The organism is Fodinicola feengrottensis, from assembly GCF_039530045.1.
Lineage (GTDB): Bacteria > Actinomycetota > Actinomycetes > Mycobacteriales > HKI-0501 > Fodinicola > Fodinicola feengrottensis.
This window is the reverse complement of sequence record NZ_BAAANY010000020.1, coordinates 14,226-29,333: the sequence shown is the minus strand read 5'-3', so window position 1 is coordinate 29,333 and position 15,108 is coordinate 14,226. Positions and strand designations below refer to the sequence as shown.

The following is a 15,108-nucleotide window of genomic DNA, read 5'->3' as shown; positions in this document are numbered from 1 at the left end:
CCCCGGAACAGGACGCGGGGTAACGCCGTGCAGCCTATGGCGGGTCGGTGCACAGTGATCCACCAGGGCGGCGGTAGCGTCCGCGAGCATGGAACTGCGCAGCCTCGGCCGCACCGGCCTGATGGTGTCCCGGTTGGCGCTGGGCACGATGACCTGGGGTTCCGACACCGGGGCCGATGACGCGGGGGCTCAGCTCAAGGTCTTCACCGAGGCCGGTGGGACCTTGATCGACACCGCGAACGTCTACGGCGGTGGTGCGGCCGAGCGGATTCTCGGCCAGCTGCTGACCGAGTCGATCGATCGCGCCGAGCTGGTGCTGGCCAGCAAGGCGGTGGCGCGCCCGGACCATCCGCGTCGGTTCGACGCCTCCCGCGGGCACCTGTTGTCGGCGTTGGACGCCTCGCTGGCCCGGCTGGGCACGGACTATCTCGATCTCTGGCAGTTGCACGCCTGGGATGACCGTACGCCGTTGGAGGAGACCCTCGCGGCCGTCGATATCGCGGTCTCCTCCGGACGCGTCCGCTATGTCGGAGTGTCGAACTACAGCGGCTGGCAGACCGCCAAGGCGGCCACTTGGCAGGCCGCCTGGCCGGGCCGTACGCCGCTGGCCTCGGCCCAGGTCGAGTACTCGCTGCTGGCTCGCGGGGCCGAGACCGAGGTGCTGCCGGCCTGCGGGGACGCCGGCATCGGGGTGCTGCCGTGGTCACCGCTCGGCCGTGGCGTCCTCACCGGCAAATACCGCGGCGGCGTACCAGCCGACTCCCGGGCTGCCTCATCCCGTTTCGACCGTTTCGTCGGCCGCTTCCTGGACGACCATTCGGCCGGCATCGTGGAAGCGGTCGCGACCGCGTCGGACGGATTGGGTGTGTCGCCGCTCGCGGTCTCGCTGGCCTGGGTAAGGGACCGGCCTGGGGTGGTGGCGCCGGTGGTCGGCGCTCGTACGGCTGGACAGCTCGTGGTGTCCCTCGACACCGAGGAACTCACGTTGCCGGCCGAGATCACGGCGGCCCTCGACGACGTTTCCTCACCCGTACGCGCTGGTTGACGGTTGGGCGCCGAAAATGCCGCCCCCGAATTCGAGTCTTCGCGGCCGGTGGGACATTTTCGCGCCGCTCCCCTGGAGCGATGAAATGTCCGATTCCGCGGCGACGGCGGATCGCTGGATGGGCTCTCTTGACCGAAAAACTGCCGGTGTCGGGGAGACGATCGGGCGGTTAACAGGCAGGATGGAAGCGTGCCTCCACCCGACTACGAGTACGCCCCGCTGCGGATTCCGCCTCATACGGACACCGCGACGGCGCAGACCCAGTTGGCGATCCAGGCCGAGTTCTCCGGCTGGGAGCTGGCGCGGTTGCGGTTGTTCGCGGACGGGACCCGCCAGGTCCTGCTCCGGCGGCGGCGTACGAGCCCGTTGCAACCCGGACTGTCCACCTGACAGCCTGAGGTTGAGGTCGCTGCCCACGCCGACAGCGGCCGGTCTTTTGATGTCCACGCGAGCGGTCACGCGCCGTCGTCGTCGAACGGGTCCCGCTGTTCCGGATCGGCCGGCTGGACCTGCTCGTCGATGCGCATGAGTACGGCCGTACGGCGGCCCAGCAGGAACGGAAGGTCCTCCTGGTCGTCGTCTTCTGTCAGGTCCAATGGCCGCGGCACCGCGTTGACCATGATCAGGCCGGCGCCGGCCCACAGCTCTGGGATGTCCAGCCCGGCCAGCGAGCCGTCGGCGGCCTGCAGCAGCTCGTAAATCGCCTCGCCCACGTCCGAGATGTCCGCGTCCAGGTCGGACCAGTGCACGTCCGCACCGCCGGCCGAGAAGGTGTCGTTGCGAATGTCGGTGGCGGCGGCGAGCAGGTCATCCACGTTCGGGACCGTGTAGTCGCGGCGCTTGCGAACCGAGACGGTCATGCCGTCGTGCACCAGCGTCGCCGGGTCGGGCTTGCGCCGGGAGGCGCGTACGGGCCGCCAGGGAGTCACCTCGCCGGTGGCGGACCGCAGCCGGGCGCCGTAGACCTCCGACGCGGCGGCGAGCTCGCTGAAAGCCTCCGCGATCGCCGGCTCGTGGCCGGACCGCACAGCGTCCAGGTGCACCTTCGACGCGTGGATGACGCGCTCCAGTGCCACATCGAGATCATCGCTGAATTCGCTCACTCCGAGGCCCTTCCTGCCGGGTTGCGGGGGAACCTGCGACCCTATCGCGATGGAACGGATTGTCGTGGTCGACGGAGCGAACGTGGTGGGGTCGCGGCCGGACGGCTGGTGGAAGGACCGGGTGGGCGCGGCCCGCCGCCTGCGCGATCACCTGGAGGACTGGATCGCCGACCAACCCGAGGGAGTCAGCGGTGTGATCTTGGTCGTCGAAGGCGCCGCCCGCCCGGTCGCCGAGGACGACCGCGGCGACGTGTACGTGCTCGCCGCGCCCGGTTCTGGCGACGACACCATCGTCGAGCGCGCGGAAGCGTCCGCCAGCGTCGGCCCGACCGTGGTCGTCACCGCCGACCGGGCACTGCGAGAGCGGGTCCACGCGGTGGGCGCCGAGACCGAGTCCCCCAGCTGGCTGTGGTCGCAGCTGGACGCTGTGTAAAGGATTACTTGCCCATCTCAACAAATGCTTCAACGTTCCGTTTACAACGTGAGAACGTGCGCAGGTGACCACTGTCCTCACCCGGCCGCGCATGCGCGATGTCCTGGGCAATAGAGAATTCCGCGCGCTCTGGCTGGCAGAGTCGCAGTCCACCGCCGGCGACCAGCTCGCCAAGGTCGCCCTGATGGTGCTCGTCTACTCGCGGACCGGCTCGGCCCTGTGGGCGGCCGGGGTCTTCGCACTGACCTTCCTACCAGCGCTCGCCGGCGGCCTCGGACTGTCCCAGATCGCCGACCGGTTCCCCCGCCGTACGGTCCTCGTGGTCAGCTCGTGCGGCCAAGCCGTCTGCGTGGGGCTGATGGCGGTCCCGGGCATGCCGCTGGTGGTGCTGTGTGTCCTGGTCGTGTTGACCCAGTTCCTGCTGGCGCCGGCCAACGCCGCCCAGAACGCGCTGGCCCGGGAGGTCATCGAGGGCGACGAGACGTACGTCCGATCGCAGGATCTCCGGCAGATCAGCAACAACACGATCCAGCTCGTCGGACTGGCCGGCGGCGGTCTGCTGATCGCCGCCATCGGTACGTCCCCCGCGCTCGCGATCGATGCGGCGACCTGCGTACTCGCCGCCCTGACGGTGTGGTTCCTGCTCTCCCCGCGACCTTCGCCAGGCGGCCAGTTCACCAGCTGGTTCGCCTCCAGCGGCTGGGTCTTCAAGCAGCCGCGGATGCGGGTGATGTTCATCCTGTCGTGGCTGGTGGGGCTGGCGGTGATCGCCGAGGGCCTGGCCGCGCCACTGGCCGACGAACTGCACGCCGGCAGGGCCGCGGTCGGCTGGCTGCTCGCCGCCGACCCGCTCGGGTTCATTCTCGGTGCGTACGTGCTGTCCAGGTTCTTTCACGCTCAGACGCGGCTGCGGATGGTCGGGATCCTGTGTACGGCGTCGCTCACGACCCTGGTGCTCTTCTTCATCAGGCCAAGCCTGCCGGTCGCACTGATCCTGCTCGTGGTGGCCGGCGCCACCGGCGCGTACCACATCTCGGTGATCTCCGCGGTCAGCACGTGGACGCCACCGGAGTTCCGGGGCGGCACCAACGGCGTTTTCCGTACCGGCCTGCGGGTGTCGCAGGGCCTGGGCATCGCGGCCGGCGGTGCCGTCGCTCAGCTGATCGGCTCCAGCGCGATCACGATCGCCGCGCTGGCCTTCGCGGGGCTCTTCATCTCGGTCCCCGCCACCCTCGCCTGGGCGCGCCTGAAGCCGACCATCGAGGCCACCTGAGCAGTCCTCAGGAGTTCTCGACCAGCCGGCGCAGAACCCGTACGCCGAACTTCAGCGCCTCGGTGGGTACGCGCTCATCGACGGCGTGGAACAGTGACGCGAAGTCCAGGTCCGCGGGCAGTTTCAGCGGCGCGAAGCCGTACGAGCGAATGCCGAGGCGGTGCAGCGCCTTGCCGTCGGTGCCACCGGAGAGCATGTACGGGACGGGCCGCGCGCCAGGGTCCTCGGCGATCAGCGCCGCGCCCATCGCGTCGACCAGCGCGCCCTCGAACGGGAACTCCAGCGCCTGCTGGCAGCTGATCCACTCGCGGGTCACGTCCGGGCCGGCGAGTTCGTCGATGATCCGCTCGAACTCCTCCTGCGTGCCGGGCAGGAAGCGGCCGTCGACGACCGCTTCGGCCTTGCCGGGGATGACGTTTGCCTTGTAACCGGCCGAAAGCATCGTCGGGTTCGCGGTGTTGCGCAGGGTGGCGCCGACGATCCTGCTGATGGGGCCGAGCTTGTCCACGGTCAGCTCGGGATTGTCCAGGTCCACCTCGATGCCCAGCTCCGCCGCGGCGGCCCGGAGAAATGCCTCGACGGTGTCCGTTATCTGCAGCGGGAACCGGTGCCGGCCGATCCGGGCCACCGCTTCGGCGAGCGTGGTGACCGCGTTGTCCTCGTGCAGGAACGAGCCGTGCCCGGCCCGGCCGGTGGCCGTCAGCTTCATCCAGCCGATGCCTTTTTCGGCGCCCTGGATGGGATAGAGCCGCCGGTCGGAGTCCAGGCTGACGCTGAAACCGCCGACCTCGCTGATCGCTTCGGTGACTCCGTCGAAGAGTTCGGGCCGCGTGTCGACCAAGTGGTGGGCGCCGTACGTGCTGCCAGCCTCCTCGTCGGCGAAGAAAGCGATCACGATGTCCCGCGGCGGGGTCCAGCCGTCCCGGCGCCACTGGCGTACCAGCGCCAGGATCATCGCGTCCATGTCCTTCATGTCCACCGCGCCACGGCCCCACAGGTAGCCGTCGTCGGTGATCTCGCCGGCGAACGGCGGCTGCCGCCAGTCGGCGGCCTGCGCTGGTACAACGTCGAGGTGGCCGTGCAGCAACAGCGCTGGTCTCGAGGAATCCGCGCCGGTCAGCCGGGTCACCACGCTCGCCCGAGTCGGTTCACTTTCGCTGAGGGTGACCTCCAGGCCCACCTCGGAGAGCTTCTCCGCCACGTACTCGGCGGCGACCCGCTCCCCCGCGCTGGTGGCGGTGTCCCCGGTGTTGCTGGTGTCTATCCGGATCAGGTCGCGACACAGGTCGACAACCTCGTCCTCGGCGGTGACGGTGTTCGGCATGCCCTCGATCCTGGCATGCCGGACCTGCGACCATGTCGGCATGTCGATCACCCTGGACGTGTCCCGCTCCACGGCCGCCTCGCTGGTCAGGGTGGGCGGCCGTTTCATGACCGGCGATCAGCTGGCAACCGCGGCGCGGGCGCAGCTGATTCCGACCACCGGGCTCTACTTCCGCGGCCGGATCGGGGCGGTCGGGGAGGTGCCCTCGCCGGTGGCGACCAGCCTGCTCGGGATTTTCCCGCACTGGCTGGTCGAGCGGATCTGGGCGGAGACCGCGGCCTTTCCGGCGGCTGCCGCGGTGTCCGCGTACGCCGGTGCTTGTACGTCCTGGGGTGCCGAGGCGCTGAGCGGGCTGGAGCGCGCCGACCAGGTGGTGGAGGTGGCCGAGAAGGTCATCGACCGGGCCGAGAGCACCGCGCTGCCGCTGTTCGCCGGCTGGCGGGCCGCCCACCGGCCGGCGGCCGGCCCAGGACGCGCCGGATACGCGTTGATGCTGCTCAGGGAGCTGCGCGGCGGCCTGCACTTCGCGGCGCTGCGGGCCGCGGGTCTGGACATACCGATCGCCGTTATCGGTGACCCGACCGGCGGGCTGCCGCGGCTGCGGCAAACGGACTGGCGGCCGGAAGAAATCGAGCAGCTGCAGCGCCGGGCCAGCACCGTACCGGACTTCCAGCGACGCTGGAACGCGGCTGAGGAGACCACCAGCGTCGCGTTCGCCGGCTGCCTGGCCGTCCTCACCGAAACCGAGCTCACCGAGCTGGCAGAGCTGATCATCGAGGCGGACCGCATCTCGGTGAACACGTAGCTCAGCTAGACTTTCTCATCTTTCACTCTAGCCACAGAAGGCTTATATCGGACATACTCCCCCAAGTCACTCTGAGAGTTCTGGGGGATCAGATGAAACGACGGAGCGTCTTATCGATGGCGGCGCTGGCGCCGTTCGCGGTGGCCGGCGCCGCCCGCCCGGCCGCGGCCAGCCCGCCGCCCACGCCCGCGACCAGCGCTCACGAGGTCGAGTTCGGCCACCTGGACCGGCCGGCAGCCGGCCTGACGGCCAGCACCGGAGTGCCCGCCGGCGTACCGACGGCCGGCGAGGCGCCGAAGATGCGGCTCATGCGGTCCGCCGCCGAGGTCCGGTCGGTACGGTACCGCTCCCAGGACATCCCGCCTTTCGCGTTGTTGGGGCTCACTTGGGCGGCGGAGAAGCCCACCGAGCTCTACGCCGGCGAGGTCTCCGTCGCCGCTCGTACGATCGACGCCGCCGGTCGCTGGTCCGGCTGGCAGGCCATCGGTGTCGACGACGCCTTCGACACCGCCGCCCGCGAGCGGACCGGCACCGAGCCGCTGTGGACCGGCAACGCCCGCGGCATCGAGGTCGTCGTCTCCGGCTCTGGCGCCCGCTCGCCGCGGGATATCCGGCTGGCCCTGGTCAACCCGGCCCGGCTGGCCTCCGATCACCAGGTCAGCCAGCGACCGCACCTGATGGACAAGGCCACTCGCCCGGACGTACTCAGCCGGGCGACCTGGAAGGCCGACGAGACGCAGATGCACTGGAAACCGGAGTATTCGGACACCCTCCAGGCCACCTGCCTGCACCACACCGAGACGTCCAACGACTACACGGCCGACGACGTACCAGCCATCCTGCGGTCCATTTATCACTTCCACTCGATCACCAGAGGGTGGGGCGATATCGGCTACAACGCCCTCGTCGACAAGTTCGGCCGGCTCTGGGAGGGCCGCTACGGCGGCATCGACCGGCCGGTCATCGGCGCGCATGCCGGCGGCTTCAACTACCGGTCCGGCGGCATCTCCATGCTCGGCAGCTTCGTCAAGGACGACGTACCGCAGATCATGCGCGACACCGCGGCCACCTGGCTCGGCTGGAAACTCGGCATGTACGACCGGGACGCCCACGGCTCCATCAGCATGACCGGCGGCCCGAACACCATGTACCGCCACGAAGTGACCGTCGTCCTGCCGTCCGTCTGGCCGCACCGGCAGACCAGCAACACCGACTGCCCCGGCGACGGCGGCATGCGGGCCATCCAGAACATCCGAGACCTCGCCTCCCGCGCCATCCAGGGGATCTGAGCTTCACCGACAAGGCGCCGTTCGGCCGCCGTACGAGGCCGCCGGAGGGTCCCAACACTGCGCCAAACCTGGGTTGAGGCGACCGAAACGGGTAAAGTTCGCGCCCAGTCAAGCGAAACCGGGAGCGAGCCGATGGGGAGTCGCCGCCATGTCCTCGCAGCGCTGGGAATCGGTGCCTTGGTAGCCGGATTCGATCCGGGCGCGCGTGCTTGGGCCAGCGATGGCCCCGGAGTGCAGGCGCTGCCGCCACTTGACGGCACTGTCCACCTCGACGATCCGACGCGGCGGCAGGACTCGCAGGACGCCGGTCGCTATCTGACCCAGCTGCCGCACGCGGTGCTGCGGCCGGGCTCAGTCACTGACGTACAGAAGATGATCCGGTTCTGCCGGCGGCACCGGATCCCAGTCGCCGCTCGTGGGCTGGCGAACACGACGAACGGCCAGGGCCTGGTAAACGGCCTGCTGATCGAGAGCCGATCGCTGGCCGGCATCCGGACGATCGGCGCCGACCACGCCGTCGTCGGCGCCGGCACGACCTGGCTCGAACTGACCAGGGCAGCGCACCCACGTAGCCTGACACCGCCGGCGTTGACCGGTTATATCGGACTCACGATGGGTGGCACGCTGTCGCTCGGCGGCATCCCACCGGCGTACCAGACCGGCGCACAGGTCGACAGTGTGCTGGAGCTCGAGGTCGTCACCGGCACCGGGGAACTGGTCCGGTGCTCGGCCAGCCATCGCCGCGAGCTTTTCGAGGCGGTGCTGGGCGGACTCGGTCAGTTCGGCATCATCACCGAAGCGACCGTACGACTGGTCGCCGCGCCCACGAACGTACGGGGACACGAGCTGTCCTACACCGATCCGTCGGCTTTCTTCGAGGACGTCCGGACATTGGTACGCCGTGGGGAAATCACCGAGATCTATGGCGACTGGTGGCGTCCCGGTGAGCACGGGGAGACCTACCACCTCAACGCGTTCACCTTCTACGACACGGATAATCCACCGGACGACGCCCATTTGCTGCGCGGCCTGACGCAGCTACCGGACCGCGCCGTGGTGACCGAGAACGATTATCTCTCGCACGTCACCCGCATCGACGTCGCCGTCGACCAGCTGCGCGAGGCGCTCGACTGGGACAACCGGATCAAGCCGTGGGTGACGTTGTGGCTGCCGGAGTCGACCATTGAGGCGTACGTACGAGATGTCGTGCCGTCCTTGCGGCCACCCGATGTCGGGGACGCTGGATTCGTGCTGATGTACGTCCACCGGCGCTCGAAGCTGACCCGGCCGTCGCTGCGGCTGGCCGACGAAGATGGCAGCGACTGGGTTTATCTCTTCACCTTGATGACCTCCGGCGCGGTCGGCGACGTGGCGTTCGGTCACGAGATGGTCCGGCGGAACAGGCACCTTTACGACAAGGCGCGTGCGCTGGGAGGCCGGCGCTATCCGATCGAGTCGGTTGATTTTGATCGAACCGACTGGACCCGCCATTACGGCGATCGCTGGCCGGAGTTGGTGGCGTTGAAGGAAAAGTCGGACCCTGCTGGATTGCTGACACCTGGTCCTGGAGTGTTCGGCCAAGACCTGCCGTTTTAGCGGAACATCGGTGAAGCGGATCTGAAGCGGCATTGTACGACGGTTCGGTGCGACTGGGGCATCCATCTCCCCAGTCGCACCTTTCCAGGTCCACGAGCGAAAGGATACGACCTATGCGCACAGCCCTGAACGCCGTCGCCGATCGCCTTGTCAGCTTCGTCGCTCCCCGTACCGGCGCCTGCGACGGCGAGATCGTCTACCGATGCAACGGCAAGGAACGAGCTTCGGCTCCCGGCGCGGTGGCTATTTCGACGGCAACGCAGTCCTTGGTGTCGTCGTACGCACAATGCAATCGTCATAGCCGCCCTCAAATACCGGCGCGGGACCTGAATCGGGGATGGCTGAGGCCAGTACTCGCTCTAGTACGGCCAGGGAGCGGGTCCGGTGCTGGATGTCCGATACCAGCCGCTCACGGACAACAAGCAGGTTCTTCACCAGCGCGGGGGCGGCATCGTCGGTAGCGCCGGTCATGCACGGCAGGGCTTCGATAACGCAACTGCTCCTCATGCCGGTCGAAAAAAGCAGCTGAATGGTCGCCACCCGTGACACGTCCGAGGCGGCGAAACAACGGTAGCCGTTCGCGTCGCGGGTGGGCGCCAGCAGGCCCTGCTCCTGGTAATAGCGCAACGCCCGAACGCTGACACCGGTGCGGCGAGCCAGTTCGCCGATCTTCATGTCGCCGTCCTCACAACGCTTGACCATCACGTCAACGTGACCCTTTAGCGTTCGCAACATGACCGACACCACCACCTATTCCCCGACCAATCCCCTGCTGCGCCCGTACGACTCGGCCGCGTTACATTTGCCGAACCGCATCGTGATGGCCCCGATGACCCGCGGACGCGCCGATGCGGCAGGCGTACCGCACCCACTCGCCGCCGCCTACTACGCGCAGCGCGCCAGCGCCGGCCTGATCGTCACCGAAGGAATCTGGCCGATCTCGACCGGCATCGGTGGGCCGGGATTGCCTGGCCTGGCCACCGCCGCCCAGGTGGCCGGATGGCGGACCGTCACCACGGCCGTACACGCCGCAGGCGGTCGGATTTTCGCGCAGTTGTGGCACGTCGGGCGGGTCAGCCACCCGTCCGTCCAGCCCGGCAGGGCGGCGCCGCTCGCGCCGTCGGCGGTCCGGCCGCCGGGACAATTGCACGTACCAGGCGGGAAGGCCGACTACGTGACACCCCGGGCGATGGCGCTCGCTGAGATCGCCGAAACCGTGCGGTCGTACGCGGACGCTGCCCGGAACGCACTGGCCGCCGGGTTCGACGGCGTCGAAGTCCACGCGGCGAACGGCTACCTGCTCCAGCAATTCCTCGGAGACAACACAAATCTGCGCTCGGACGCGTACGCCGACGGCCGCCGGTTCGTGATCGAGGTGGTCGACGCGGTGACCGGCGCGATCGGGGCCGCCCGGGTCGGGCTTCGACTGTCGCCCGGAAACACCGAGAACGACGTGCACGAATCTGATCCCGGAGCGCTCTACGCACCGCTGGTGTCCACATTGGACTCGCGCGGCCTGGCGTACCTTCATCTGTCGGAAAAAGGCCGTTATCCAGCGATCACTGAGTTACGCCAAGTCTGGTCAGGAACGCTGATCGGCAACTACGATCCGCCGGAGCCGACCAACCCCGCGACCGGTGAACTGTTGCTGGCCTCCGGAGCGGCCGATCTGGTCGCGTTCGGGCGGCTGTTCCTTGCCAACCCCGACTTGCCGATCCGGATAGCGGTCGGTGCACCGCTTGCCGAAGCCGCGGAAGCCACCCACTACACCCCTGGCCCCAGCGGCTACGCCGACTACCCGGCGATCGACCTGGTCGACGCGTACGACCCGATCAACGGTATGTGACTGCGCCGCATTCATCACTGACCCTGAGGTGCCGATGCCCGTACCCAAAGGTCAACTTAGCCCAGTGTTAGCCCAGTGTTAGCGCACCCGGGAAAACTCGGCTTCCGTCCATCTACGACGGGAGACACCGTGACCAAAACCCTCGGCCTCGTGAGCGACCGGCTGCTGACTCTGTTCGTACCGAAAACCACCGCAAGCGCGTGTGCCTGCAACGACTATTACTGCACGAGGTACGGCTGTCCGGCCGGCTACATCCGCGACTGTCGCGACAACTGCGACTGCAGCAAGACCGTTTGTGGCGTCTGCTACCGCGGTTACTGCTGAGAAAACCCATTATCACCACCGGTTCTCCCCCAGTGGCCGGTTGGTCACTGGGGACCTTTTCGCAGGCGCACCAGTACTCAGGAGCACCAAATGTCCGCAGTTGTCGCCGCGGTCGCCGTTGTCGGCGCTCTCAGCGTGGTCAACCTCTTGTTATGTATCGGAATCGTACGCAGGCTTCGCGAGCACACCGAAATCCTCAACACCCAACTCGGTGACAGTGGCCAGAACCGCCGCCCCGCGCCGATGTACGCCACGGGCCAGCGCATCGCGGAGTTCACCGCCACCACCGTCGACGGCGCGGACCTCAGCCGCGCCCTGATGACCGGCACCACGATGGTTGGCTTTTTCACCCCGGGGTGCTCGCCGTGCAAGGAGCGAATGCCGCTGTTCATCGAGCAGGCCGCGAACCATGACCGCGATCAGGTCCTCGCGGTTGTTGCCGGCACGCCGGATGCCTCAGCCGAGTACGTCGCGAAGCTCGCGCCAGTCGCTCGGGTCGTACGCGAGAACGACAACGGCCCGGTCGCCGCGGCGTTCGGCGTAGACGGTTTCCCGTCCTTCGCGCTCGTTGACGCTGACGGGCTCGTACTCGCCAGCGGCAGCAAGCTTGGTGCGCTGGCGATCCCCGTCCCAGCATGATCGGGCTCAGCGTTGCCCAGTTCGGCTTTGTCCTGCTCGGCCTGGTTCTGCTCGGCGTCGTCGGTGCCGTCCTGGTCGTACGGGCGCGGCTCGTCGCGGTCACGGTCGTGGGCGAAAGCATGGCGCCGACGCTGAGTCCAGGCGACCGCGTACTCGTGGTCAAAGTACCGCTTCGTTGGATACGCCGCCGGCAGCTCGTCGTTTTCGCGCCACCAGCGGAGTTGGCCGATGACGATCCGCCGTGGCTGATCAAACGCGCGGTCGCGCTCCCCGGAGACGTGGTGCCGGCGGAGGTTCCGCACCTCGCCGGCGCACGCGTACCAGCCGACCGTTTTGTGGTGCTCGGCGACAACTCGGCGCGCAGCTACGACTCACGGCGGGTCGGCTATCTGCATGCCGACACATTGCTTGGTGTTGTCGTACGCCGTTTGCAAGCATAGCGGCCAAAGATTTGTCCTGTAACCCCGAGGAAAGTGGAGGATTCCATGTCCATCACGAAACTGTCCGATGCCATGGTCCGGTGGCTGGTGCCACAAACGACCGCGGCCGCGTGTATTCAACCCGATGGTTGTGACGCCTGTCGTCCCAATCCCCGGGTCTGCTACAACCACCGCTGGACAGTCTTCTACTACCAGCACCTGGCCTACAACTGCCTCGGTCAATGCGTCTTGCACAGAACGACCGAATGCAAGGCGCCGGTGGTCGGCGGGACCTGCTGACAACGGCACGGATTTGTCGAATTATCCCAACGGAAGGGGAAAGAATGTCCATCACAAAACTGTCCGACGCGGTGGTTCGGTGGCTGGTGCCACAGACGACCGCGGCCGCATGTATTCCGCCTGAGCCGTGCGACAACTGCGTTCCTGGCTTTGTGTGCGATGCGAACCGCAGGCGCTACGAGGCGCTCATCTCGCACAAGGTGAACAACTGCAACGGCCAGTGCACGATCGGCAAGACGACGGTTTGTTCGGTAGGAAAATTTGTCGGAGCCTGCCTGTAAAAGAAACAGGTGACTGCTAGCAACACAGGTGAGCACGTCCGGACCGGACGTGCTCACCTTTACTATTGCACTGTTGCCGGCTGATATCCCTGTCCCTGAAGCGTAAACAGCCGTGCATAGACGCCGCCGCACGCCATCAGGTCGTCGTGGTCGCCTCGCTCGGTGATCCGTCCGCCGTCGAGTACCACGATGTGGTCGGCATTGCGCAAGGTGCCGAGTCGATGCGAAATGAGGATGGACGTACGGCCGCTGCGAAATTCCGTGAGCGTCTGGTGAATGTGATGCTCGGCCTCGGCATCCAGCCCCGAGCTCGGCTCGTCGAGGATGAGCAGGCTGGCACGGTCACGCATCAATGACCGCGCGAGTGCCAGGCGTTGCCATTGGCCGCCAGAAAAACTGACACCGGCTTCCTGCTCGTCTTCGTCGTCTTCGGCGAAGAAAATCCGACTGAGCATCGTGTCGTAGCCGCGCGGCATCGCTGCGATCGCGTTATCAATATCCGCGCGTACCGCAGCAGCACGAATCGCATTCATGTCGTCGTACCGAGACAGGTCACCCAGACCGATGTTGTCGCGGGCCGGCAGGTCGTACGACATGAAGTCCTGAAACGTGGCGGCGAGCCGCAGTCGCAGCGATTCTGGTGAGATCTGCTGCAGATCGATGCCGTCCCACAGGATTCGGCCCCGTTCGGGTTCGTAGAACCGGCACAGCAGTTTGATAAGCGTACTTTTGCCAGCACCGTTGACGCCGACGATCGCAAGGGAACTGCCGGCGGCGATCTCGAAGCTGACGCCGCGCAGGATCCACGGACCGTCCGGATGGTAACGGAACCAGACGTCGTCGAACCGTACGCAGGTGCTCAGGTCTGGAGCGACCAGCTCGCCGCTGGCTGAGTCCGCCGGCAGCGCCATCACCTCCAGATAGCGTTGGAAAGACTTGAGCGACTCGACCACGGACCCGATCCGCCCGACCAGATCCGACAGCGCGGCTTGTACGCTCCCGACGGCCGCCATGAACAGCAGCACATCGCCAGGCGTCAGCTCACCGCGTACGACCCGCAGCGCGACGATCGCCACTGCGACGCCGGAGATCACCGCGCCGAGCAGGCTCAGGCCGGACTGCACGACCGTTGTCCGACCGGCCAGCCCGAGCGTGACCTCCTGCGAGCGGCGCAGCGCATCGAGTTGGAGGCCGCGGAAATGGTCGCCGAGGCCAAACAGCCGCACTTCCTTCGCGGCCTGTTCGCTGGTCAGCAGCATCCGGTAGAAAAATCGCCGCCGTTGCAGCGGCGAGATCGCCAGGCTGGCCACCACTTGGCGGTTGGCCAGCATGATCTCCGCCACCAGACCAGGAACCGCTGCAACCAGCAACACGACCGCAAGTGCGGGCCACACGACCGCGACAATGCCGAGAAAGCTGAGGATCGAGATGACCGCGCGAGTGCTGCCTTCGGCGAAGTCGTTGATGCTGCTGGGGCCGTGTGACGCTGCGCTCTCGGCGACCATGAGGTTGTCCTGGAAGCCAGGGTCCTCGAGGTAGCGCAGGCCGACGAATCCGCAGACCTTCTCGAAGAGGTCGCTCTCGGTGCGCAAGGTGATGGCGGCGTTGTGCCTGCCGAGAAGGTACGTTGTCAGCTGTTGACCGAGCAGTCCGACGGCCGCTGCGATCGCGGCCGCGACGGCGTAGAACACCACATGAGCGGCCTGGCCGGACCGTCCCAGCGCCAACTCATCAACGAGCAGCTTGCCGTACCAGGCGGCGACTGGCGCGCTGGCCGCGATGACCAGGGTCAGGGCGAGCCGGCCGATCGAGCAGCGGGCCGATGCTCGCCAACCCAGCACGAGAGCAGACCAGCCTGCCGCGAGAAGAGCGGCAGGGCTGGTCGGGAGGTTGTTGCGCTTCACGCTGGTACGTGGTCAGGCAGTACGTCGGCATATTTGATCGACGATGCGACGACCACTCCGTCCTTGATTCGCGCAGCAGTCGGATAGCCGCGGCTGCCGAACGCGTCCTCGACGCCGGCCGTGCCGTCGAAGGCCGCGATCGTCCCGATCCCGGCAAGCTTCGTGAGCATTGTGTCGAGCTCCGGCTCGTCCGGCTCGGCCCGCAGCAGGATGAACGTACGCTCCGGTAGGTCGGCACGGTCCTTCTCGAGCTTGGCCGCGGTTTCCTTGCAGGGCTGGCAGCTCGGCGACATCATCAGCACCAGCGACTCGCCGCTGCTGAGGTCCGCCTCGGTGACGGCCGTCCCGTCGACGGAGGTGACGGCGAAGGCGCCGACCGTCGCGCCGACCGCAGGTAGCTCAGGCTGTGCCTCGTTTTCTTTGTCTGATGCCATCGTACGGAGGCGGCGGACGACACCGAGCAGGATGAACAGATTGAGCAGGGTGAGGACGGCGAGCAGGCCCACCGCGACAGCCATAGCAGCCAT

At 67.3% G+C, this 15,108-nt stretch carries 17 protein-coding genes; 12 read left to right on the top strand and 5 right to left on the bottom strand.

Going from position 1 to position 15,108, the window contains the following annotated elements:
- Nucleotides 1–88: 88 nt before the first annotated feature.
- Nucleotides 89–1,045 (top strand): aldo/keto reductase, encoded by a 957-nt coding sequence (locus tag ABD301_RS24195; protein ID WP_344312765.1) that lies wholly within the window; start codon nucleotides 89–91, stop codon nucleotides 1,043–1,045.
- Between the two features lie 189 nt (nucleotides 1,046–1,234).
- Complete coding sequence (locus ABD301_RS24190) at nucleotides 1,235–1,435, top strand: DUF5703 family protein (RefSeq protein WP_163569593.1); 201 nt, start codon at nucleotides 1,235–1,237, stop codon at nucleotides 1,433–1,435.
- Nucleotides 1,436–1,500: 65 nt separating this feature from the next.
- Here the strand turns inward: ABD301_RS24190 and ABD301_RS24185 are convergent, their stop codons facing one another.
- Complete coding sequence (locus ABD301_RS24185) at nucleotides 1,501–2,148, bottom strand: hypothetical protein (protein WP_344312764.1); 648 nt, start codon at nucleotides 2,146–2,148, stop codon at nucleotides 1,501–1,503.
- Nucleotides 2,149–2,197: 49 nt separating this feature from the next.
- On the opposite strand from ABD301_RS24185, the gene ABD301_RS24180 reads away from it, so the two are divergent.
- A complete protein-coding gene (locus tag ABD301_RS24180; protein WP_344312763.1) occupies nucleotides 2,198–2,581 on the top strand; it encodes a PIN domain-containing protein in 384 nt (127 codons plus the stop codon).
- A 64-nt stretch (nucleotides 2,582–2,645) separates the two neighbouring features.
- Complete coding sequence (locus ABD301_RS24175) at nucleotides 2,646–3,854, top strand: MFS transporter (protein WP_344312762.1); 1,209 nt, start codon at nucleotides 2,646–2,648, stop codon at nucleotides 3,852–3,854.
- A 7-nt stretch (nucleotides 3,855–3,861) separates the two neighbouring features.
- Here ABD301_RS24175 and ABD301_RS24170 read toward each other — a convergent pair whose 3' ends face one another.
- Complete coding sequence (locus ABD301_RS24170) at nucleotides 3,862–5,220, bottom strand: M20/M25/M40 family metallo-hydrolase (protein ID WP_344312761.1); 1,359 nt, start codon at nucleotides 5,218–5,220, stop codon at nucleotides 3,862–3,864.
- Between ABD301_RS24170 and ABD301_RS24165 the strand changes: the two genes are divergently transcribed.
- The 3 genes from ABD301_RS24165 to ABD301_RS24155 all read left to right on the top strand — a co-directional run bounded on the left by ABD301_RS24165 (nucleotide 5,219) and on the right by ABD301_RS24155 (nucleotide 8,868).
- A complete protein-coding gene (locus ABD301_RS24165; protein ID WP_344312759.1) occupies nucleotides 5,219–5,983 on the top strand; it encodes a helix-turn-helix domain-containing protein in 765 nt (254 codons plus the stop codon). The genes ABD301_RS24170 and ABD301_RS24165 overlap by 2 nt on opposite strands.
- A 116-nt stretch (nucleotides 5,984–6,099) precedes the next feature.
- On the top strand, nucleotides 6,100–7,272 hold the full coding sequence (locus ABD301_RS24160) for an N-acetylmuramoyl-L-alanine amidase (protein WP_163569596.1): 1,173 nt from the start codon (nucleotides 6,100–6,102) through the stop codon (nucleotides 7,270–7,272).
- Nucleotides 7,273–7,404: 132 nt separating this feature from the next.
- A complete protein-coding gene (locus ABD301_RS24155) occupies nucleotides 7,405–8,868 on the top strand; it encodes an FAD-binding protein (RefSeq protein ID WP_344312758.1) in 1,464 nt (487 codons plus the stop codon).
- A gap of 243 nt (nucleotides 8,869–9,111) precedes the next feature.
- Here ABD301_RS24155 and ABD301_RS24150 read toward each other — a convergent pair whose 3' ends face one another.
- Nucleotides 9,112–9,543: a MerR family DNA-binding transcriptional regulator gene (locus ABD301_RS24150; RefSeq protein ID WP_163569681.1), complete on the bottom strand. Its 432-nt coding sequence runs from the start codon at nucleotides 9,541–9,543 to the stop codon at nucleotides 9,112–9,114.
- Nucleotides 9,544–9,601: 58 nt separating this feature from the next.
- Between ABD301_RS24150 and ABD301_RS24145 the strand changes: the two genes are divergently transcribed.
- The 5 genes from ABD301_RS24145 to ABD301_RS24125 all read left to right on the top strand — a co-directional run bounded on the left by ABD301_RS24145 (nucleotide 9,602) and on the right by ABD301_RS24125 (nucleotide 12,677).
- Nucleotides 9,602–10,714, top strand: coding sequence for an alkene reductase (locus ABD301_RS24145; protein WP_163569598.1), 1,113 nt, complete (start codon nucleotides 9,602–9,604; stop codon nucleotides 10,712–10,714).
- A gap of 129 nt (nucleotides 10,715–10,843) precedes the next feature.
- Nucleotides 10,844–11,038, top strand: coding sequence for a hypothetical protein (locus ABD301_RS24140; RefSeq protein ID WP_163569599.1), 195 nt, complete (start codon nucleotides 10,844–10,846; stop codon nucleotides 11,036–11,038).
- A gap of 90 nt (nucleotides 11,039–11,128) precedes the next feature.
- Entirely contained in the window at nucleotides 11,129–11,677 is a 549-nt protein-coding gene (locus tag ABD301_RS24135; protein WP_344312757.1) for a TlpA family protein disulfide reductase, read from the top strand.
- On the top strand, nucleotides 11,674–12,117 hold the full coding sequence (locus ABD301_RS24130; protein WP_344312756.1) for a S26 family signal peptidase: 444 nt from the start codon (nucleotides 11,674–11,676) through the stop codon (nucleotides 12,115–12,117). The genes ABD301_RS24135 and ABD301_RS24130 overlap by 4 nt, the downstream gene beginning before the upstream one ends.
- A 323-nt stretch (nucleotides 12,118–12,440) precedes the next feature.
- Entirely contained in the window at nucleotides 12,441–12,677 is a 237-nt protein-coding gene (locus tag ABD301_RS24125; protein WP_163569603.1) for a hypothetical protein, read from the top strand.
- A 62-nt stretch (nucleotides 12,678–12,739) separates the two neighbouring features.
- On the opposite strand, the gene ABD301_RS24120 is transcribed toward ABD301_RS24125, so the two are convergent.
- Nucleotides 12,740–14,581, bottom strand: coding sequence for an ABC transporter ATP-binding protein (locus tag ABD301_RS24120; protein ID WP_344312755.1), 1,842 nt, complete (start codon nucleotides 14,579–14,581; stop codon nucleotides 12,740–12,742).
- Entirely contained in the window at nucleotides 14,578–15,108 is a 531-nt protein-coding gene (locus ABD301_RS24115; RefSeq protein ID WP_163569604.1) for a TlpA family protein disulfide reductase, read from the bottom strand. Before ABD301_RS24115 ends, ABD301_RS24120 begins: the two co-directional genes overlap by 4 nt.

What these genes read in the sequence shown, in the direction of transcription:
- ABD301_RS24195 (WP_344312765.1), top strand. Translation starts at nt 89, where the DNA reads ATGGAACTGCGCAGCCTCGGCCGCACCGGCCTGATGGTGTCCCGGTTG.
- ABD301_RS24180 (WP_344312763.1), top strand. Translation starts at nt 2,198, where the DNA reads ATGGAACGGATTGTCGTGGTCGACGGAGCGAACGTGGTGGGGTCGCGG.
- ABD301_RS24165 (WP_344312759.1), top strand. Translation starts at nt 5,219, where the DNA reads ATGTCGATCACCCTGGACGTGTCCCGCTCCACGGCCGCCTCGCTGGTC.
- ABD301_RS24170 (WP_344312761.1), bottom strand. Translation starts at nt 5,220, where the DNA reads ATGCCGACATGGTCGCAGGTCCGGCATGCCAGGATCGAGGGCATGCCG.
- ABD301_RS24160 (WP_163569596.1), top strand. Translation starts at nt 6,100, where the DNA reads ATGGCGGCGCTGGCGCCGTTCGCGGTGGCCGGCGCCGCCCGCCCGGCC.
- ABD301_RS24155 (WP_344312758.1), top strand. Translation starts at nt 7,405, where the DNA reads ATGGGGAGTCGCCGCCATGTCCTCGCAGCGCTGGGAATCGGTGCCTTG.
- ABD301_RS24150 (WP_163569681.1), bottom strand. Translation starts at nt 9,543, where the DNA reads ATGAAGATCGGCGAACTGGCTCGCCGCACCGGTGTCAGCGTTCGGGCG.
- ABD301_RS24145 (WP_163569598.1), top strand. Translation starts at nt 9,602, where the DNA reads ATGACCGACACCACCACCTATTCCCCGACCAATCCCCTGCTGCGCCCG.
- ABD301_RS24135 (WP_344312757.1), top strand. Translation starts at nt 11,129, where the DNA reads ATGTCCGCAGTTGTCGCCGCGGTCGCCGTTGTCGGCGCTCTCAGCGTG.
- ABD301_RS24130 (WP_344312756.1), top strand. Translation starts at nt 11,674, where the DNA reads ATGATCGGGCTCAGCGTTGCCCAGTTCGGCTTTGTCCTGCTCGGCCTG.
- ABD301_RS24125 (WP_163569603.1), top strand. Translation starts at nt 12,441, where the DNA reads ATGTCCATCACAAAACTGTCCGACGCGGTGGTTCGGTGGCTGGTGCCA.
- ABD301_RS24115 (WP_163569604.1), bottom strand. Translation starts at nt 15,108, where the DNA reads ATGGCTGCTATGGCTGTCGCGGTGGGCCTGCTCGCCGTCCTCACCCTG.